This window comes from Paracoccus methylarcula (genome assembly GCF_003007735.2).
In the GTDB taxonomy this organism is placed as follows: domain Bacteria; phylum Pseudomonadota; class Alphaproteobacteria; order Rhodobacterales; family Rhodobacteraceae; genus Paracoccus; species Paracoccus methylarcula.
The window spans coordinates 238,345-255,912 of record NZ_PXNQ02000001.1; the positions used below are offsets into that span (position 1 = coordinate 238,345).

Below are 17,568 nucleotides of genomic sequence, written 5' to 3' on the forward strand. Positions count from 1 at the left end.
CTTGTTACGAATCGGATTGCGGCGCGAAAGCGGTCCAGCCCTGGTGCCACCGGGTCAGGGTTGTCACCGCGCAGGCGGCCGCGAAGACATAGGCGAATACCGGGAAGTAATCGGCAAACAGGCACATCAGCACGAAAAGCACGATGGTCTCGAAACCTTCGGTCAGGCCGCCAAGGTAATAGATGCCCTTGCTGGGGTAATCATATGAGGACAATCCGCGTTTTTCGGCGATGACCGAGAAGGCCAGGAACGAACTGCCGGTGCCGACGAAAGCCGCGATCAGCACGGCGGCGGGCAGGGCGTTCTGGGCGGGATCGTGCATTGCAAACCCAAGGGGCACCATCGCGTAAAAGACGAAATCCAGCGCGATATCCAGAAACGCCCCCCGTTCGGTCGGTTTTGTCTGCCGTGCGACGGCTCCGTCCAGCCCGTCCAGCAGCCGGTTCAGCAGGATCAGGACCAGCCCGAGGGCGAATTGCCCGAAACACAGGGAGAGACAGCCCAGCAACCCAATGCCGAACCCGGCCAGCGTGATCTGGTCGGCATGGATGCCGCGTTCCGCGGCGACCGAGGCGACAGGCGACAATGCACGGCGCTGCAGGGGCAAGAGAGTGGCATCGATCATTTGCGCCTCCAGTCATGTATCTTCTCAAGCAGTGCCAGCAGGCGCGGATTCACATGCGCCCGCCGCCACTCGCCGGCGGCGTATTTGTTGGCCTCGGCCAGTGTCGGATAGATGTGGATCGTGCCGAGGATCTTGTTCAGCCCCAGCCCGTGTTTCATCGCCAGCACGAATTCCGCGATCAGATCGCCCGCATGTTCGCCGGTAATGGTGACGCCCAGGATCCGGTCCTTGCCCGGCCGGGTCAGCACTTTGACGAACCCATGCGCGGCTCCATCGGCAATGGCACGGTCAAGATCACCGATGTCATAGCGCGTGACCTCATAGGCGATGCCCTTCTCGCGGGCCTCCGCCTCAGACAGGCCGACGCGCGCGACCTCGGGATCGGTAAAGGTGGCCCAGGGAACCACCCGGTAATCCACCTTGAACCGCCTGATCCAGCCGAACAGCGCGTTGACGCTGGCAAACCATGCCTGGTGGCCTGCCACATGGGTGAACTGATAGGGGCCAGCCACGTCGCCGGCGGCAAGGATATTGGGAAACAGCGTTTCCAGATAGTCATTGGTCTCGACCACCCGCTCGGCCTTGATCCCCAGCTCTTCGAGTCCGAAGCCCGTCAGGCGCGGCTTGCGGCCCACCGCGACGATGATATCGTCGAAAGCGATCCGTCGCGTCTCGCCCGCATGCTCGACCTCGATCCATTTCCCCTCATCACTGGTCCCGCAGGCGACCGCCTTGTGATTGGTCAGCAGGTTGACACCATCGCGCTCCAAAGACGCCTTGACCAGTTCGGACACCTCTTCATCCTCGCGGAGCATGATGCGTGAGGCCATCTCGACCTGCGTGACCTGCGATCCAAGCCGGGCAAAGCTCTGCGCCAATTCGCAGCCGATCGGCCCGCCGCCCAGGACCACCAGCCGCCGCGGAGCCTCCGGCCGATCGCGAAGCACTTCCCATAGCGTATCCGAGGTCAGGTAGCCGACATCCTCGATCCCCGGCAGGGGCGGCACGAAGGGTTCCGCCCCGGTGGCGATGATGATGGCGCGGCTGGTCAGGCGCCGCCTGCCGCCATCACCCTGCGTGATCTCGACCGTCCATGGATCGATGATCTTCGCGTGACCCCGGATCACCTCGACCCCAAGTTCGGTATATCGCTCCACGCTGTCATGTGGCGCGATATTGGCGATCACGCGATGCACCCGCCCTATCACCTTGGCAAAGGGGATTTGCGGTGTGACCGGCTCAAGCCCGTAATGATCGGCCTGGTGCATCCGGTGAGCCAGTTTGGCGCTTTTGATCAGGGCTTTCGACGGCACGCAGCCGTAATTCAGACAATCGCCGCCCATCTTGCCGCTTTCGACCAATGTGACCTTGGCCTTGGTCGCGGCGGCGATATAGCTGGAAACCAGCCCTGCAGCACCCGCGCCGATCACGATCAGGTTGCGGTCGAAACCGGCCGGACGTTTCCAGCGGGCATAGGCCTTGCGCCGCCTGAGGATGTTGACGAACATGCGGGCAATCCATGGAAAAATTCCCAAAAGGGCGAATGACAGAAGCAGCGCGGGCGAAACGATTTCCGACAAGCTGTCGATCTGCGCCAATTGTGTGCCGGCATTCACATAGACGGCGGTGCCGGCCAGCATCCCGGCCTGGCTGACCAGCCAGAAGGTCGTCACCCGCATCGGCGACAGCCCCATTATCAGGTTGATGGCAAAGAACGGCACGATCGGGATCAGCCGCAGGGTGAACAGGTAGAAGGCCCCGTCCCGCTTTAGCCCCGTATCGATGGTGGCGGCGCGCTCGCCCAGCTTTGCCCTCACCCAGTTCCGCAGCAGATAGCGCGCTGCCAGAAAGGCCAGGCTCGCACCGATGGCCGAGGCGAAGGAGGCCAGCAGCAGCCCCTGCCAGAAGCCGAACAGCGCCCCGGCGCCGAGCGTCATCCAGAGCGCCACGGGCAACGACAAGGCGGTCACCGTGACATAGGCCAGAAAGAACAGCGCAAACAATGTCCAGGCGTTGGATTGCCGCCAGGTTTGCAGCGCATCCAGGTGAGCCCGGACGCTGTCCAGGTCGAGCGAGTAATTGCGCAGGATGACAAGGCCCGTCGCAATCAATGCGAGGATGGCGACAAGGAGGACTGGTTTCTTCACGGAGGATCCTTCATTCTTCCCGATCAAGAGGCTGTCAGGATACAGGACGCTCAAACCCCCGGATCGTTACAGGTCCCGTCGAAATTTCTGCCTTTCGCCGCCGGATCAGGCACGCAATCGCATGACGCTTTCGATTCCCGCCGCTGCAATCGGCGCCAATTCATCCTTGCCCGCACCAGAGCGGGCGCGCAGCATGATCCCGCGCGCAATCGCTGCCAGCATCCTGGCTGCGGAACGCATATCCGTAGTGGCGTCAGACCATGTATCGGCGTGAAGGCGCGCCTCGATCCGCGCTTCAAGCGCGGTGAAACTCTTGTCCAATTCGCTGCGGAATGTCGCATTGGTTCCTGCCGCATCGGCCAGGACACAGGAAATGAGACAACCCGGAGTGGCGGGATCGCAGGTCGCGAGGGATATGACCTCATCGAAAAACGCGGTCAAATCCTGTCGCAGGCTACCGGAAGGGCCAAGGGCGGTGGCCAGCGGGGCAATTCGCGTTGCGACGTAATGCGCGACAGCGGCCAGGAACAGCCCCTCTTTCCCGCCATAAGCCTGGTAGAGGCTCGCCCGTGGCATCCGGGTTTCCCGGCACAGCCTGTCGATGGAGGCCGCCTCATAGCCTTCAGCCCAGAAGATCCGCATCGCGGTCTCCAGGGACTCGTCCTTCCTGAAACCTCTCGGACGCCCTCGGGGGCGGGGCTGTGGCCGGTTATCGGGCAATGCTTCACCATTTTTTGAACTGATCATTCTGAAAATATGTGGCGCGGCCGATCAATGCAAATTAAAAAATGACTGTTCTGTAAATAAATGGAGTTTCCGATGCCGCATACACCGCTTCTTGAGATGGAGCCGACAACGCTTGAGCAGGCCAGCGGAGAGGTGAAAGAACTCTTGTCAGGCGCCAAGGCAAAGCTTGGTTTCGTTCCGAACATGTATGGCTATATGGCCAATCTCCCCGGTATTCTGGCCGGATATCTTGGCAGCTATCAGGCGTTTCGCGAAGCCACCGGTTTCACGCCGGCGGAACAGGAAACGATCTTCCTGACGATCAGCCGCATCAATGGTTGCAATTATTGCATGGCCGCGCATTCCATGATCGCCGACAAGAAATCGGGCGTGCCCGCAGACAGCTTGACCGCGCTGCGTGAAGGTGGCCAACTTCCCGATGCCCGGCTGAATGCCGTCGCCAGGTTTACAGAGGCCATGGTCGATTCACGCGGCAACCCGGGCAAGCAGGCCGTGGATGATTTCCTGGCTGCCGGTTATGGCCAGCAGCAGGTCCTCGGTGTGGTGCTGGCCATCGCGTGCAAGACCTTCTCGAATTACGTCAATCATCTTGCGGGAACCCCGGTGGACGAGATCTTTGCCGCCTACAAGGTGGACTGAGATCAGGACATTCCCGCCGGTATTACGCTGGCGGGAATACCGTTGGTCGTTTTTCGTATGCTGAATCATCCAAGTGATTTCAATTGGCTGGCCGCCATATCAAGCGCCTTGAACGCGGCATCCAGCGCATGGCGGCGTTTCATCCAGTTTCCGACGGACCATCGCCCTTCGGCCTTGTCCAGCAGGATGCAATGGACGTTGTGGCTGGCGATCCGCAATGCGCCCGATGTTGGCGGTGTGATCCTTGAGCCACGCGAATTCCGGATCTGGGCGGCAAGCAGCATGGCAAGAGGGCCGAATAAACCGATCGCCCAGGATGAGCGCAATCTGCGCATCAGGATGCCAGCGCCTCCAGGACAGGACATTCCGGGACATCCGTGCCCGAGCATCTGGCGGCGGTCTTCGCCAGGATATTCTCGATGCGCTTCAGATCGGCGATCTTCTCGCGTATGTCGGCCAGATGCCGTTCGGTTCGCTCCTTGATCTCGGCACAGGTCTGGGTGCCGCCATCCACGAGGTCCAACAAGCCCCTGATGTCATCGATGCTGAACCCCAGCTCCCGCGCGCGCAGGATGAACCGCAACCGCCTGGCATGCGCTTGCGCATAGATTCGATAGCCGCCCGCGGTGCGCGGCGGATCCGGCATCATGCCGATCTTTTCATAGTAGCGGATGGTTTCAAGATTGCAGCCGGTCTCTCGGGCCAGTTGCCCGCGGGTGAAACTCGTCGCGGCCTCGTGATCGGACATGGCGGAAATCCTTCTTGAGCCTGTAGTAGCTACAGAGAGTAAACGAAAGAATGGATAGGTTCGAGAGGCTGCGCATTCCGTGGAAATCGCTTGCCGAGGCAGGCATGACCAAAGACCCCGGCGACAGGTCCGCGGCGCCAGCCATCCGTGACGACCCGATGGGCGGCACCGGCGAGTGCAAGGCACCGCGCCAGATAAGCAGGGAGAGGCGGAAATGACCGAAAAGACCGACAACAAGCTTATCTCCACCGGCCTGATTGGCACGGTTGTCGCGGCGCTATGCTGCTTCACGCCAATCCTGGCGGTCCTCCTGGGGGCCGTTGGCCTCTCGGCGGTGCTGGGCTGGATCGATTATGTGCTTCTTCCCGCTCTCGCCTTCTTCATCATGTTGACGCTCTATGCGGTCTGGCGACGCCAGAGGCGCATGCGGGATCACTGAAGGGATGACCAGATGAATGACCTCTGCTGCGGGCGGCGAGGCGAATACGACCTGGTGGTGATCGGTGCCGGTTCGGCGGGCTTTTCCGCCGCGATCACGGCAGCCGAATCCGGGAAACGGGTGGCACTGATCGGACATGGCACCATCGGCGGAACCTGTGTGAACAATGGCTGCGTGCCGTCCAAGACGATGATCCGGGCGGCCGAGGCGATCCATGGCGCAACCGCGGCGCACCGTTTTCCGGGCCTGTCCGGTATGGCGCGGGTCGATGACTGGGCAAAACTGGTGGCGGCCAAGTCCGATCTGGTCTCGACGCTTCGGCAAAAGAAATACGCGGGGCTTTTGCCGGGCTATGAGAGCATTACCTATATCGATGAAGGGGCCGCCAGGCTGGTCGAAGGCGGTGTGCAGACGGGCACGCGCATGATCCGTGCCCCCCGAATCGTCATTGCGACCGGCGGGCGTCCTGCCCTGCCACCGATCCCCGGCATCGCGGAAGTGCCGAGGCTCGACAGCACCTCATTGCTGGAACTGGAAAAGCTGCCAGAGAGTCTCCTGTTCCTTGGCGGTGGTTATATCGGTGCGGAACTGGCGCAGATGATGGCCCGGATGGGAGTGAAGGTGACGGTGGTCTGCCGCAGCCGCTTGCTGCCCCGGGCAGAGCCGGAAATATCGGAGACGCTTTCACGGGTCTTTTGTGACGAAGGTATCACCCTGCATTGCGGCGTGACCTATGACAGCTGCCATCGCGAGGGTGAGCGGGCGGTGCTCCGTGTCGAGAACAGCGAAGAGCGGCTGGAACTGTCTGCCGATCACCTGGTGATAACTGCCGGGCGCAGTCCCAATACCGAGGGGCTGGGATTGGCCGGAATGGGGATCGAGACCGACAGGCGCGGTGCTATCATCGTCGGCGATGACATGGCCACGACCCGGCCCGGTATCTTCGCTGCTGGTGACGTCACCAACCGCGATCAATTCGTTTACATGGCCGCCTATGGCGCGAAACTGGCCGCGCGCAATGCCCTCTCGGGCGAAACGCACCGCTACGACAATGCCGCAATGCCCTGGGTCGTGTTCACCGATCCGCAGGTTGCAGGCGTCGGTTTGACCGAAGCGGACGCGAAATTGGCGGGTCATAAGGTGAAAACGTCGGTTCTCGGTCTCGACAACCTGCCGCGTGCGCTGGCCGCCCGGGACACACGCGGCGTCATCAAGCTGGTGGCGGATGCGCAAACCGATCGCCTCCTCGGCGGCGTCGTCATGGCACCCGAAGGTTCCGACAGCGTGCAGACGCTGGCCATGGCGCTGAAATTCGGCATGACCGCGAAAGCCCTGGGCGAGACGATCTTCCCCTATCTGACAACGGTCGAGGGATTGAAGCTCGCGGCACAGACCTTCGACAAGGATGTCGCAAGGCTGTCCTGCTGCGGGGGGTAAGGCTGTCCGCCCATCCGGCCTCGGTCGCGCGCGGCCGGACGTCCCGTCGGTTTACTCGCCCTGTGACCGGGCCTCGACATCGCTCCAATAGATACCGGACAATTCTCGGGTCAGCCGGCCGGGCTTGCCATCGCCGATCCGGTGGCCGTCTATCGAAGAGACCGGCGTGATACCGCCAAGCGTTCCGGTGACGAAGGCTTCATCCGCGGAATAGCACTGCGCCAAGGTGAAATCCTTTTCCACGGCCGATCCCAGATGCTCGCCGAACAGCCGGAATACATGCCCGCGCGTGATCCCGTTGAAACTGTAAAGCCCGCGCGAGGTCCATAGCTGCCCCTTGCGGATGATGAAGAAATTCGTGGAATTGCAGCTTGCAACGAAGCCCATCGGATCCAGCATCAGCGCCTCGTCCGCGCCTGCCGCGATAGCCTGCGTCAGCGCCCGGATCAGGTTCAGCCGTGAATGCGAGTTCAGGTGCAGGTCGAAGACATCCGGGGTCGAGCAGCGGAAGGTCGAGGTGAACAGCCGCAGCCCTCTATCGGCCAACTCGCTGCGCGGGCGCTTGATCTCGGCGACGATGACCACGGTCGCGCCGCCGATGGTGAAGCGGGGGTCCTGGTTGGGCGTGGATTTTCGCCCGCGCGTGATCATCAGCCGGATATGGGTATCGGTGGTAAAGCCGTTCTTGGCGCAGGTTTCCATGATCGCCTGCGCGACCTCGTCCCGGCTCATGCCGATATCGAGGCTGATCGAGCGCGCGCCCTCGAACAGCCGGTCAAGATGCGCATCCAGCGACAGCAGCCTGCCATTGACCAGCCGTAATCCCTCCCACACGCCATCGCCAAGCACGAAGCCCGCGTCGAAGACCGAGACCATGGCGCGGTCGCGATGGACGAAATCGCCGTTCACATAGATCAGCGCATCATCGTTGCGTGGATCGCCGTCATAGCTTTGTGCGCTGGTAGGGGCCATTTCCGTCGCTTTCCTTCTTTCGCGTTTCCGACCGGGTCATCTTACGAAATCCGGACAGCCAATCCAGTGCATCGAAACCGGAAGGAGGTAAAGCCGCGTAGAGCTGCCGGTCGAGTTCGGAAAATCCCCGGACAGGCAGGCCCAGCCAGCGCATCGGCGCGCGCTGCCATAGCATCAGCCACAAGCCGCAAGCGATGGCCGATCAGCGTGGCGCCGACCTCGGCTCCCAATCGCGCGACGGCGTGGGCTTTATGCGATAATTCGTTCATCGCCTCCTCCCAGGGGTGAACATGCACAGTCTGCAAGGAGTCGCGTCGCGGCGCCACCCCGTCTAAAGTCGGAGATGGAAACCGCCCCTGTCGCGCAAAACCCGCCGATCGGGTGGTTTTGACTGGATTGCCGCGGCAGTTTCTGGTCTGTGGGGCCAAAAGTTTTGATGCAGATATCAGGCAGAAGAAGCGATGAGTATACATCTTTATCAGAATGATCTTCCCGATGACGTCGATCTCGGGCCGGTGGTGGCCATCGACACCGAAACTATGGGGCTGGACCCGCGCCGCGACAGGCTGTGCCTGGTGCAAATGTCGTCGGGCGATGGCGATGCGCATCTGGTCCAGATCGAGCGGGGCCAGACCGAGGCCCCCAACCTGGCCCGCATGCTGACCGATCCCAAGGTGCTGAAACTGTTCCACTTCGGACGCTTCGACATCGCCGCGCTGGAAAACGCCTTTGGAATTGTCACCTCGCCCGTCTGGTGCACCAAGATCGCCTCCAAGCTGGTGCGGACCTTTACCGACCGGCATGGGCTGAAATACCTGCTGAACGAACTGGTCGATGTCGATATCAGCAAGCAGCAGCAGACCAGTGACTGGGGTGCCGAGGATCTCTCCGACGCGCAGCTGGAATATGCCGCCTCGGACGTTCTTTACCTGCACAAGCTGAAAGAGGCGCTGGAGGAACGTTTGCGGCGCGAGAATCGTTTGGGACTTGCGCAAGCCTGTTTCGATTTCCTTCCGGCGCGGGCCCATCTGGATTTGCTGGGCTGGGGGGATGAAAAAGACATCTTCCACCATTAGATGACCGCAATGAACGCATATCTCGATACCGCCGCCCGGGTGATCCGCACCGAGGCAGAGGCGCTTGAACTTCTGGCGGCAAGCCTCGGGCCGGAATTCCGGCAGGCCATCGACCTGATCCTCGGAGCATCGGGGCGGGTGATCGTGTCCGGCATGGGCAAGTCCGGCCATATCGCCCGCAAGATCGCGGCGACATTGGCCTCGACCGGGACGCCCGCGCAATTCGTCCACCCCGCCGAGGCCAGCCATGGTGACCTGGGGATGGTGACCAAGGCCGATGTGGCGCTAGTGCTTTCGAACAGTGGCGAGACGCCGGAGCTCGCCGATCTGATCGCCCATACCCGCCGCTTCCGGATCCCCCTGATCGGGGTGGCGTCGCGTCCGGGTTCGACCCTGCTGCGGCAGGCGGATGTCGCCCTGGTCCTGCCCGCCGCCGAGGAAGCCTGTGGCAGCGGCATCGTGCCCACCACCTCGACGACGATGACGCTGGCGCTTGGCGATGCGCTGGCCATCGCCCTGATGGAGCATCGCGAATTCACTCCCGAGCATTTCCGGACCTTCCACCCGGGCGGCAAGCTGGGCGCGCGGCTGGCGAAGGTCGGTGACCTGATGCATGCCGACATGCCGCTGGTGCTGGAAAGCGATCCGATGACCGAGGCGCTGCTGGTCATCAGCCAGAAGGGCTATGGCGTGACCGGCGTGACCGATTCCGACGGGCGGCTGATCGGGATCATCACCGATGGCGATTTGCGGCGGCATATGGACGGGCTGCTGGATCACAAGGCGGCCGAGGTGATGACCGGCAATCCGCGGGTCATCGAACCTGACGCGCTGGCCGAAGCGGCGCTGGCCGAGATGCAGTCGCGCAAGATCACCTGCCTGTTCGCGGTGGCAGATGACAGGCCGCAAGGGATCCTGCATATCCATGACTGCCTGCGCGCCGGCATGGTCTGAGCAGATGAGCCGCACCCGCATCGTCCGCTGGCTGCGCGTGCTCCTGCCGCTGCTTGCACTGGCGATCCTGTCGACGATGTTCCTGTTTTCGAGCAGGCCCGGCACCGATCCCGAGATCCCCTATGCCGAGGTCGATGCCGAGCGGATGGCGCGCGAGCCGCGCATGGTCGCCCCGGAATATTCGGGTGTGACCGATGACGGGGCCGAATTATCGCTTCGCGCCGCCGAAGCCCGCCCCAGGCAGGGCGAGGGCGGGACGGCCAGCCAGCTGCGACTGGACTGGCGCCGCCAGGACGGCTTGACGGCGCAGTTGACCGCCCCGTCCGGAGGGGTGGAGGATGGCGGGATCACGTTGCAGGGCGGGGTTCGCCTGACCACATCCACCGGCTGGACCATGGAAGCGGCGCGCATCGATGCGGCGACCGACCGGTCCCGTCTTTTTGCGCCGGAAGGTGTGGACGCCGCCGCGCCTTTCGGCGAGATTACCGCGGGTGGGATGGAACTGCGCGCCGGGCCTGACAAGGACGGCGCTGCGGTCCTGGATTTTACCGATGGCGTCCGTCTGATATACCAGCCCTGATTTCTGCGAAGGAATATCCACATGCCGCGTCTCCTGATCATTGCACTGACCTTGCTGGCTATGCCGGCAATGGCGCAGGAGATTGGATTCGGCGGGCTTCAGGCGGATGTTTCGGCCCCGGTCGAGGTGGCGGCCGACAGCCTCTCGGTCGAACAGGAGAGCGGGCGGGCCATCTTTACCGGAAATGTCGTGATCGGGCAGGGGGAGATGCGGCTGTCGGCGCGGGAGGTGACGGTCGAATATGCAGATGGCGGGCAAAGCCGGATCAAGTCGCTGCATGCCAGGGGCGAGGTGACGCTGGTCAGCGGCGAGGACGCCGCCGAAGCCGCCGAGGCGACTTATGACGTCGAATCCGGGCATGTGACATTGATCGGCGATGTGGTCATGACGCGGGGCGGCAATGTCCTGACCGGGGACCGGATGCAGGTCGATCTGGCTACGGGCACGGCCAGGGTCGATGGCCGGGTGCGCTCGGTGTTTCAGCCGGGCGAGAACTGATGCAAGAGGCCGAGATGCAAGCGGGTGACGGCCTGACGGTCAGGAACCTGCGCAAATCCTATCGCAACCGCCTGGTGATCCGGGATGTCTCGGTCAGGCTGAAACGTGGCGAGGTCGTCGCCCTGCTGGGGCCGAACGGGTCGGGGAAGACGACCTGTTTCTATTGCATCGCGGGGCTGGTCTCGCCCGATGCCGGGCAGGTGACCATCGACGGGCAGGACGCGACGCGCCTGCCGATGTTCCGGCGCGCGCGCATGGGAATCGGCTATCTGCCGCAGGAGATGTCGATCTTCCGCGGCCTCACGGTCGAACAGAACATCATGGCGGTGCTGGAGGTGGCGCTGGACGATCCGCGCCATCGCCGCGACCGGCTCGAGGAATTGCTGGCCGATTTCTCGATCACGCATCTGCGCGGTGCGCCGGCGCTGGCCCTGTCGGGCGGTGAGCGCCGCCGGGTGGAGATCGCCCGCTGCCTGGCCTCGGCCCCGAGCTTCCTGCTGCTGGACGAGCCATTCGCGGGCGTGGACCCCATCGCCGTGGGCGATATACGCGAATTGGTGCATGACCTGAAATCGCGCGGTATCGGGGTGCTGATCACCGATCACAACGTGCGCGAGACGCTGGCGATCGTCGATCGCGCCTATATCCTGCATGATGGTCATGTGCTCATGTCCGGCACCACCTCGGAAATCATCGCCGATGCGAAAGTCCGCGAGGTTTACCTTGGCGACAGCTTTCATGTCGGCTGAAACCGGCCATGCCGGATGCCGGCGGCGGGACATCGCGGGAAATTGGATCGGATCGTGCGCTTTCCGTTGACAGGGACGATCCACTGTCACCAAATTGAGATATGCGGGTACGGGATCGACCGTGCCCTGCCATCCCCGTTTTCCGCCGCGCGCCGGTGCTTGAACGGATCGGCGCAGGCGAAAACGGGCAACCGAAGAGGAAAAACGATGCGCTATACCATCAGCGGAAAACAAATTGATATCGGCGATGCTCTCAGCACGCATGTCGAGACGGAACTGGGCGATACGGTTATCAAGTATTCGCAGCGCCCGACCGATGCGACAGTCACCTTTTCCCGCGATGCGCATCAGTTCCTGTGTGATACGGTTGTGCATCTCTCCACCGGCCTGACCGTGCAGGCGCGCGGCGCCGCGAACGAGATCTATGCCGCGTTCGAAGCCTGCCGCGAAAAGATGGACAAACAGCTTCGACGCTACAAGCGGCGGTTGAAGGATCATCACAAGGATCGCACGGGGCCTGTTGAATTCGGAGAGGCCGGGATGTATGTCCTTTCCGCTGACGAGGATGCCTGGGAATCGCATGGCAGTGGCCTGCAACCCATCATCATCGCGGAAATGGAGAGCCGTGTCCCGACCTTGTCGGTTGGTGATGCGGTGATGCAGATGGAATTGGCCGGAGCGCCTTTGCTGGTGTTCCGAAACGAAAAACATGGCGGCGTCAACGTCGTCCACCGCCGGGAAGACGGCAATGTGGGCTGGATTGATCCGCGTGGCAACGGGTAATCCGTCGCGCACCGCCTTTTGGACGGAACCGTCCCCGACCGATGGCTGGCGGGGGCGGTCAGCGCAGGAAAGATACGACTGAATGCAACTCAGTGAGATTCTCGGGCCGGGAGCTGTCCGCTCCCTCGGGCAAGTGACATCCAAGAAGAGGCTGTTTCAGGAACTGGCCGATCTGGCCCATGCCGAATACCGGCTGAACGCATCCGAGGTGCTGGACGCCTTGCAGGAACGCGAAAGCCTGGGCCCGACCGGAGTCGGGCAGGGCGTGGCCTTGCCGCATGCGCGGCTGCACGGGCTGGACAGGGTCGTGGGACTGTTCCTGCGGCTGGACAAGCCGATGGATTTCGACGCGGTGGACCGCAAGCCCGTCGATCTGGTCTTTGCCCTGCTCGCGCCGGAATCCGGCGGGGTCGATCATCTCAAGGCCCTTGCCCTGGTGTCGCGCACATTGCGGGATTCCGATCTGAGGGCCAAGCTGCGGGCCAATGACAGCCCGACGGCGCTGCATGCCGTTCTGGCCGCCGCGCAGGGGATCAAGGCGGCCTGATTTTGAAATGGGGCGATTCGGCCCTATAGTGACGGCTCATCCACCTGAGGAGGGGCCGAAGATGAACAAGCACATCAGCGACCAACCCCGCGGCCACAGCCACCAGCGGTTGCGTGAATATACAAGGCAGGAACGCGAGGCGGGCATGCATCCATCCGTTGCGACACTGCATAGCCGCCCGCTGACGCGCGGCGCCGAAAGCCGCAAGACCGCAGAATACCTGCGCATCGAACGCGGCAGGGAAGTGTAACTCCGCCGGGCGCGTTACCGTGTCTTACTCGGCCCTGGGACGCTCGATCAGGTCCCAGAGATTGCCATACAGGTCTTCGAACACTGCGACCGTGCCGTAATCGGCGGTTTTCGGTTCGCGGACGATCCGGACCCCGTTCTCGCGCAATCTGGCCAGATCGGCCGACAGGTCGCCGGTGTCCAGAAAAAGAAACACGCGGCCACCGGATTGCGCTCCGATGGCCGCGCGCTGGATGTCATTCGTGGCGCGGGCCAGCAGGATCGAGGCGCCTCCGCCGGAAGGCTGCACCAGCACCCATCTCTTGTCCTGCTCCGGCTGATAGATATCCTCCAGCAGCCGGAAGCCCAGCACATCCACGTAGAACCGGATCGCCTCGTCGTAATCGCGCACTACCAGCGCGACATGGGCGAGGCGATGGCTCATGCCCGGACCAGCTTCTCGTAATCCTCGGCGATGCCGCGCGTGGCCTGGCCGACCTGGAAGTGCCAGTCGCCGATCTGCCCGACCGGAGTGATCTCGGCAGCCGTGCCGGTCAGGAAGCATTCCTGGAAGCCTTCCAGTTCCTCGGGCTTGATGCGGCGCTCATGCACCGTGACGCCCTTGTCCTTCAGCATCTGGATGACGGTCTGCCGGGTAAGCCCGTTCAGGAAACGGTCGGCCAGCGGCGTATGCACCTCGTCATCCTTGACGAAGAAGATATTCGCGCCGGTTGCCTCGGCCACGTAACCCTCCCAATCCATGAACAGCGCGTCCGAGCAGCCCTTGGCCTCGGCGGCATGCTTGGACATGGTGCAGATCATGTAGAGACCGGCGGCCTTGGCTGCGGTCGGGATGGTTTCCGGGCTGGGACGCTTCCACTTGGCGACGTCCAGCTTGGCGCCCTGCCATTTCGCATCGCCGTAATAGCTGCCCCATTCCCATGCGCAGACCGCCATGCGGACCGGGTTGCGCTTGGCCGATACGCCCATATCCTCGCCCGATCCCCGCCATGCGACCACGCGCACATAGGCGTTCTCGAAACCGTTCGCCTTCAGCACGGCCTCCTTGGCGGCGTCGATCTCATCGGCGGAATAGGGGATCGGCATGTCCAGCAAGCGGCCCGATTCGATCAGCCGCAGCGAATGCTCGTGTCCCTTGAAGATCTTGCCGTCATAGCAGCGCTCGCCCTCGAAGACCGAGCTGGCGTAATGCAGCGCGTGGGTCAGGATATGCACCTTTGCGTCGCGCCAGTCGATGAGCTCGCCATCCATCCAGATCTTGCCGTCGCGATCGTCGTAAGCCGCCGTCATTTTTCTCTCCATCAATCCCGGACTTTACGGATCTTGCGCAAAATAGCCCGGAATCGGCTAATTTCTTGCGTAAGATGCTTGACGGCTAGCAATCGAATCTTGGAAAGTCAACAAGGCTGTCCTATCAAGCCGGGAAATGCAGAGAGAGGAACGGGGATGCAGCAGAAAGTGCGGGTGCCGGGAATGATCGGTGAAGATTTGCTGTTCCTGACCGATGATCAGCTTCGCCGGGGGATCGAGGCGATGTTCTTCGCCTATCGCGCCTTTACCGCCGATCCCGACCTGATCCTGGCCGAGCTGGATTATGGCCGCGCCCATCACCGCGCCCTGCATTTCATCAACCGCGATCCGGGGCTGACCGTGACATCGCTGCTGGCGGTGCTTGGCGTGACCAAGCAATCCCTGAACCGAGTGCTGCGGACCCTGATCGAGGACGGGCTGGTCGAAAGCCGGATCGGCCGCCGCGACCGGCGCGAGCGGCAGCTTTACCTCACCGAGGAGGGAACCCGGCTGGAACGCCGCCTGTCCGAGGCTCAGCGTGCCCGGATGCGGGCCGCCTATCGCAATGCCGGCCCGCAGGCGGTGGCGGGTTTCCGGCAAGTTCTGGAAGCGATGATGGACCCCGAGACGCGGGCGCAGTATCAGGCGATGACGGACCCGCCGGAAGATCGGAAAGAACCCGCCAATGAGCAGCCAAGATACACATATTCTGATCGTCGATGACGACGAACGCATCCGCAGCCTGCTAAGCCGGTTCCTGCGCAAGAACGGGTTTCTCGTAAGCTGCGCCCGTGACGCGGCGCAGGCCCGCAGATTGCTGAAGGGGCTGGATTTCGACCTGGCCGTTCTGGATGTGATGATGCCCGGCGAGGATGGTTTCTCCCTGACCCGGTTCCTGCGCGAACGCACGGATATGCCGATCCTGCTGCTGACCGCGAAGGGCGAGACCGAGGATCGTATCACGGGGCTGGAAAGCGGTGCCGACGATTACCTGCCCAAGCCCTTCGAGCCGCGCGAATTGCTGCTGCGGATCGCGGCGATCCTGCGGCGGGTTCCGGTGACCGAACTGGCGCAGCCCAAGTTCCTGACAATGGGAATCCTGCGCTACGATACCGAGAAGGCAGAACTGTGGCAGGGCGACGCGCCCCTGCGCCTGACCGGGACCGAACAGGCGCTGCTGCGGCGCTTGGCCGCCAGCCCCGGTCAGCCGGTCAGCCGGACCGAATTGATCGAGGATTTGGGCAGGGGTAGCGGCGAGGAATCCGAGAACTCGGAACGCGCCATCGATGTGCAGATGACCCGCCTGCGCCGCAAGATCGAACCCGATCCGAAGGAACCTCGCTTCCTGCAGACCGTCCGCGGCGCCGGATATATGCTGGTGATCGACTGATGCTTGCTTGCGCGTGGCAGCGGGCCTAGCTTGACGGCATGGACGGCACGCTCACATATCAGGGAATTGAACTGGATGCCGTGACAGCGCTTGCGCTGCTCGAATGGCAGGCCGAGATGGGGGCCGACGAGCCGATCTCCGACGATACGGTGGATCGCTTCGAACTGGCGGCGCGGCCCAAGCCAGCGATGCCGCAGATGCCCGTGTCGCAGCCGCAGACCAAGACTCCACCGGCACCCGCCGATGCTCCCGATGATCCGTCGGCGCTGGTCGCCGAGGCCGAAGCATTGGCGGCTTCGGCAGACAGTCTCGCGGCGCTGGCGGCCGTCCAGGAGGGTTTCGATGGGCTTGAACTGAAGAAAGGCGCGCGCAATTTCTGCTTCAGCGACGGCAATCCCAAGGCGCGGGTGCTGATCCTTGGCGAAGCTCCGGGAGATCAGGAGGATCGCGAAGGGCGGCCCTTTGTCGGCCGCGCGGGGCAATTGCTGAACCGGATGTTCGAGGCCATAGGGCTGGCACGCGATGCGGTCGATGCCGAAAAGGCGCTCTACATCGTCAATGTACTGACCTGGCGCCCGCCGGGAAACCGCGATCCGAGCCCCGAGGAAATCGCCGTCAGCCTGCCTTTCGTGCGGCGGCATATCGAACTCGCCTCACCGGACCTGATCGTGCTGATGGGCAATATTCCCTGTCAGGCGGCCCTGGGACGGCGCGGCATCCTGCGCCTGCGCGGGCAATGGACAGAGGCGTTCGGCCGTCCGGCCCTGCCAATGACGCATCCGGCCTATCTGCTGCGCAACCCGGCGGCCAAGCGCGAGGCATGGGCCGACCTGCTGTCCATCGCGGCCCGGCTTGACTCCGGCGCGGGCTGAACCCGGCTTCGGCTTACCCGGCAGAGGCGGTGCCTTGCAGATCGCAGCCCCGCATCTCGACCGTGCCATCCGCTCCGATCAGGGTGATCCGCAGGTCGGTGACATCCAGGTCGAACGCCTTGCCCGAGGGAGGCACGAAATCCGCGGTGGCGCGGGTGCCCGTGCCTTCGGGATCGAGCGTTGCCGTGGATACCCAGATCTCGGGGTGATCTTCCAGCTCCATCGCGGCGACGTCGATATCCTGCCGGGGCAATAGCACGTCGAGCTGAATTCCGTCGGATATATCCCGCCTGGTGCAGCTGGGGCGGAGCGAGAGCGGTTCGGGCACCCTGGCCAGGGCCGCTTCGATTTCGGGATCGGGATCCACCGCGGCGGCGGGGGCTTGCAGGTCCAGGTGGGCCGGGACGCAGATCTTCTCGCAGACGCCAAGATCGATGCTTGCGGCCAGTTCGACGGGATGGGCGGGATCGACCGGTTCAGCGGTAAAGGGCAGGACCAGGAGGTTGTGATAGCCAAGCGTCAGTTCATCGCCCGATCGGATCGCTTCGGGGGCGGGCCAGTGAAAACTGATCTTGGCCAGGTTGTCCGATTCCTGCCACTCGAAGCTGGGCGGCAGGCCGCTATCGCCGGGATTGCGCCAATAGGTCTTCCAGCCCGGTTCGAGCCGCAATTCGAGTGCCGAGATGCGGTTGCCATCGGCATCCGTCCAGCCGGGCAGCAGCCGGGCCGATTCCACGCCGGGGGGCAATTGCTGCGCGGCGGCGGGAAGGGCGGCGAATATGGCACAAAGGGAAATCAGCGTGGCTCGGATCATCATGGGGTGGGT

23 protein-coding genes are annotated in these 17,568 nt (G+C 63.0%); 14 read left to right on the plus strand and 9 right to left on the minus strand.

Annotation, left to right across the window (positions count from 1 at the left end):
- Positions 1–4: 4 nt before the first annotated feature.
- The 3 genes from A7A09_RS01040 to A7A09_RS01050 form a co-directional block, all read right to left on the minus strand.
- Positions 5–625: a CDP-alcohol phosphatidyltransferase family protein gene (locus A7A09_RS01040; RefSeq protein WP_106689513.1), complete on the minus strand. Its 621-nt coding sequence runs from the start codon at positions 623–625 to the stop codon at positions 5–7.
- Entirely contained in the window at positions 622–2,772 is a 2,151-nt protein-coding gene (locus A7A09_RS01045) for a dihydrolipoyl dehydrogenase family protein (protein WP_106690013.1), read from the minus strand. Before A7A09_RS01045 ends, A7A09_RS01040 begins: the two co-directional genes overlap by 4 nt.
- A 105-nt stretch (positions 2,773–2,877) precedes the next feature.
- The gene (locus A7A09_RS01050; RefSeq protein WP_170166984.1) at positions 2,878–3,414 is read right to left on the minus strand and encodes a TetR/AcrR family transcriptional regulator; all 537 of its coding nucleotides are present in this window, start codon (positions 3,412–3,414) and stop codon (positions 2,878–2,880) included.
- Between the two features lie 177 nt (positions 3,415–3,591).
- Between A7A09_RS01050 and A7A09_RS01055 the strand changes: the two genes are divergently transcribed.
- The gene (locus tag A7A09_RS01055; RefSeq protein WP_245999063.1) at positions 3,592–4,158 is read left to right on the plus strand and encodes a carboxymuconolactone decarboxylase family protein; all 567 of its coding nucleotides are present in this window, start codon (positions 3,592–3,594) and stop codon (positions 4,156–4,158) included.
- Between the two features lie 65 nt (positions 4,159–4,223).
- Here A7A09_RS01055 and A7A09_RS01060 read toward each other — a convergent pair whose 3' ends face one another.
- Together A7A09_RS01060 and A7A09_RS01065 are read right to left on the minus strand one after the other, a co-directional pair.
- Positions 4,224–4,493, minus strand: coding sequence for a hypothetical protein (locus A7A09_RS01060; RefSeq protein WP_106689517.1), 270 nt, complete (start codon positions 4,491–4,493; stop codon positions 4,224–4,226).
- Positions 4,493–4,906 (minus strand): MerR family transcriptional regulator, encoded by a 414-nt coding sequence (locus A7A09_RS01065; protein WP_106689519.1) that lies wholly within the window; start codon positions 4,904–4,906, stop codon positions 4,493–4,495. The genes A7A09_RS01060 and A7A09_RS01065 overlap by 1 nt, the downstream gene beginning before the upstream one ends.
- A gap of 214 nt (positions 4,907–5,120) precedes the next feature.
- Here A7A09_RS01065 and merF point away from each other — a divergent pair, with 214 nt between their 5' ends.
- Positions 5,121–5,345 (plus strand): mercury resistance system transport protein MerF, encoded by a 225-nt coding sequence (gene merF, locus A7A09_RS01070; RefSeq protein WP_106689520.1) that lies wholly within the window; start codon positions 5,121–5,123, stop codon positions 5,343–5,345.
- Between the two features lie 12 nt (positions 5,346–5,357).
- Positions 5,358–6,782, plus strand: coding sequence for a mercury(II) reductase (gene merA, locus A7A09_RS01075; RefSeq protein WP_106689522.1), 1,425 nt, complete (start codon positions 5,358–5,360; stop codon positions 6,780–6,782).
- Between the two features lie 51 nt (positions 6,783–6,833).
- On the opposite strand, the gene A7A09_RS01080 is transcribed toward merA, so the two are convergent.
- Positions 6,834–7,754 (minus strand): aminotransferase class IV, encoded by a 921-nt coding sequence (locus tag A7A09_RS01080; RefSeq protein WP_106689524.1) that lies wholly within the window; start codon positions 7,752–7,754, stop codon positions 6,834–6,836.
- A 461-nt stretch (positions 7,755–8,215) separates the two neighbouring features.
- On the opposite strand from A7A09_RS01080, the gene A7A09_RS01085 reads away from it, so the two are divergent.
- From A7A09_RS01085 to A7A09_RS01120, 8 genes are all read left to right on the plus strand, one after another.
- On the plus strand, positions 8,216–8,830 hold the full coding sequence (locus tag A7A09_RS01085; protein WP_106689526.1) for a ribonuclease D: 615 nt from the start codon (positions 8,216–8,218) through the stop codon (positions 8,828–8,830).
- 9 nt (positions 8,831–8,839) lie between these two features.
- The gene (locus tag A7A09_RS01090) at positions 8,840–9,784 is read left to right on the plus strand and encodes a KpsF/GutQ family sugar-phosphate isomerase (RefSeq protein WP_436277766.1); all 945 of its coding nucleotides are present in this window, start codon (positions 8,840–8,842) and stop codon (positions 9,782–9,784) included.
- Between the two features lie 4 nt (positions 9,785–9,788).
- Positions 9,789–10,364 carry a hypothetical protein gene (locus A7A09_RS01095; RefSeq protein ID WP_106689530.1) on the plus strand — a complete coding sequence of 192 codons (576 nt, stop codon included), beginning with the start codon at positions 9,789–9,791 and terminating at the stop codon, positions 10,362–10,364.
- Positions 10,365–10,385: 21 nt separating this feature from the next.
- Positions 10,386–10,862, plus strand: coding sequence for a lipopolysaccharide transport periplasmic protein LptA (gene lptA, locus A7A09_RS01100; protein ID WP_106689532.1), 477 nt, complete (start codon positions 10,386–10,388; stop codon positions 10,860–10,862).
- Between the two features lie 14 nt (positions 10,863–10,876).
- Positions 10,877–11,611 (plus strand): LPS export ABC transporter ATP-binding protein, encoded by a 735-nt coding sequence (lptB, locus tag A7A09_RS01105; protein ID WP_245999066.1) that lies wholly within the window; start codon positions 10,877–10,879, stop codon positions 11,609–11,611.
- 207 nt (positions 11,612–11,818) lie between these two features.
- A complete protein-coding gene (hpf, locus tag A7A09_RS01110) occupies positions 11,819–12,394 on the plus strand; it encodes a ribosome hibernation-promoting factor, HPF/YfiA family (protein WP_106690015.1) in 576 nt (191 codons plus the stop codon).
- Between the two features lie 82 nt (positions 12,395–12,476).
- Positions 12,477–12,941, plus strand: a complete 465-nt coding sequence (locus tag A7A09_RS01115; protein WP_106689536.1) for a PTS sugar transporter subunit IIA — start codon at positions 12,477–12,479, stop codon at positions 12,939–12,941.
- Between the two features lie 61 nt (positions 12,942–13,002).
- Positions 13,003–13,191 (plus strand): hypothetical protein, encoded by a 189-nt coding sequence (locus A7A09_RS01120; protein ID WP_106689538.1) that lies wholly within the window; start codon positions 13,003–13,005, stop codon positions 13,189–13,191.
- Between the two features lie 24 nt (positions 13,192–13,215).
- Here the strand turns inward: A7A09_RS01120 and A7A09_RS01125 are convergent, their stop codons facing one another.
- Together A7A09_RS01125 and A7A09_RS01130 are read right to left on the minus strand one after the other, a co-directional pair.
- Entirely contained in the window at positions 13,216–13,614 is a 399-nt protein-coding gene (locus A7A09_RS01125) for a VOC family protein (RefSeq protein ID WP_106689540.1), read from the minus strand.
- On the minus strand, positions 13,611–14,480 hold the full coding sequence (locus tag A7A09_RS01130; RefSeq protein ID WP_106689542.1) for a branched-chain amino acid aminotransferase: 870 nt from the start codon (positions 14,478–14,480) through the stop codon (positions 13,611–13,613). Before A7A09_RS01130 ends, A7A09_RS01125 begins: the two co-directional genes overlap by 4 nt.
- Positions 14,481–14,636: 156 nt before the next feature.
- On the opposite strand from A7A09_RS01130, the gene A7A09_RS01135 reads away from it, so the two are divergent.
- The 3 genes from A7A09_RS01135 to A7A09_RS01145 are packed head-to-tail and all read left to right on the plus strand — an operon-like array spanning position 14,637 to position 16,742.
- Complete coding sequence (locus A7A09_RS01135; protein ID WP_170166985.1) at positions 14,637–15,203, plus strand: MarR family winged helix-turn-helix transcriptional regulator; 567 nt, start codon at positions 14,637–14,639, stop codon at positions 15,201–15,203.
- Positions 15,166–15,870 carry a response regulator gene (locus A7A09_RS01140; RefSeq protein WP_106689543.1) on the plus strand — a complete coding sequence of 235 codons (705 nt, stop codon included), beginning with the start codon at positions 15,166–15,168 and terminating at the stop codon, positions 15,868–15,870. Before A7A09_RS01135 ends, A7A09_RS01140 begins: the two co-directional genes overlap by 38 nt.
- Before the next feature lie 38 nt (positions 15,871–15,908).
- A complete protein-coding gene (locus A7A09_RS01145) occupies positions 15,909–16,742 on the plus strand; it encodes a uracil-DNA glycosylase (protein WP_106689545.1) in 834 nt (277 codons plus the stop codon).
- A gap of 13 nt (positions 16,743–16,755) precedes the next feature.
- On the opposite strand, the gene A7A09_RS01150 is transcribed toward A7A09_RS01145, so the two are convergent.
- A complete protein-coding gene (locus A7A09_RS01150; protein WP_245999067.1) occupies positions 16,756–17,559 on the minus strand; it encodes a protein-disulfide reductase DsbD domain-containing protein in 804 nt (267 codons plus the stop codon).
- Positions 17,560–17,568: the final 9 nt, after the last annotated feature.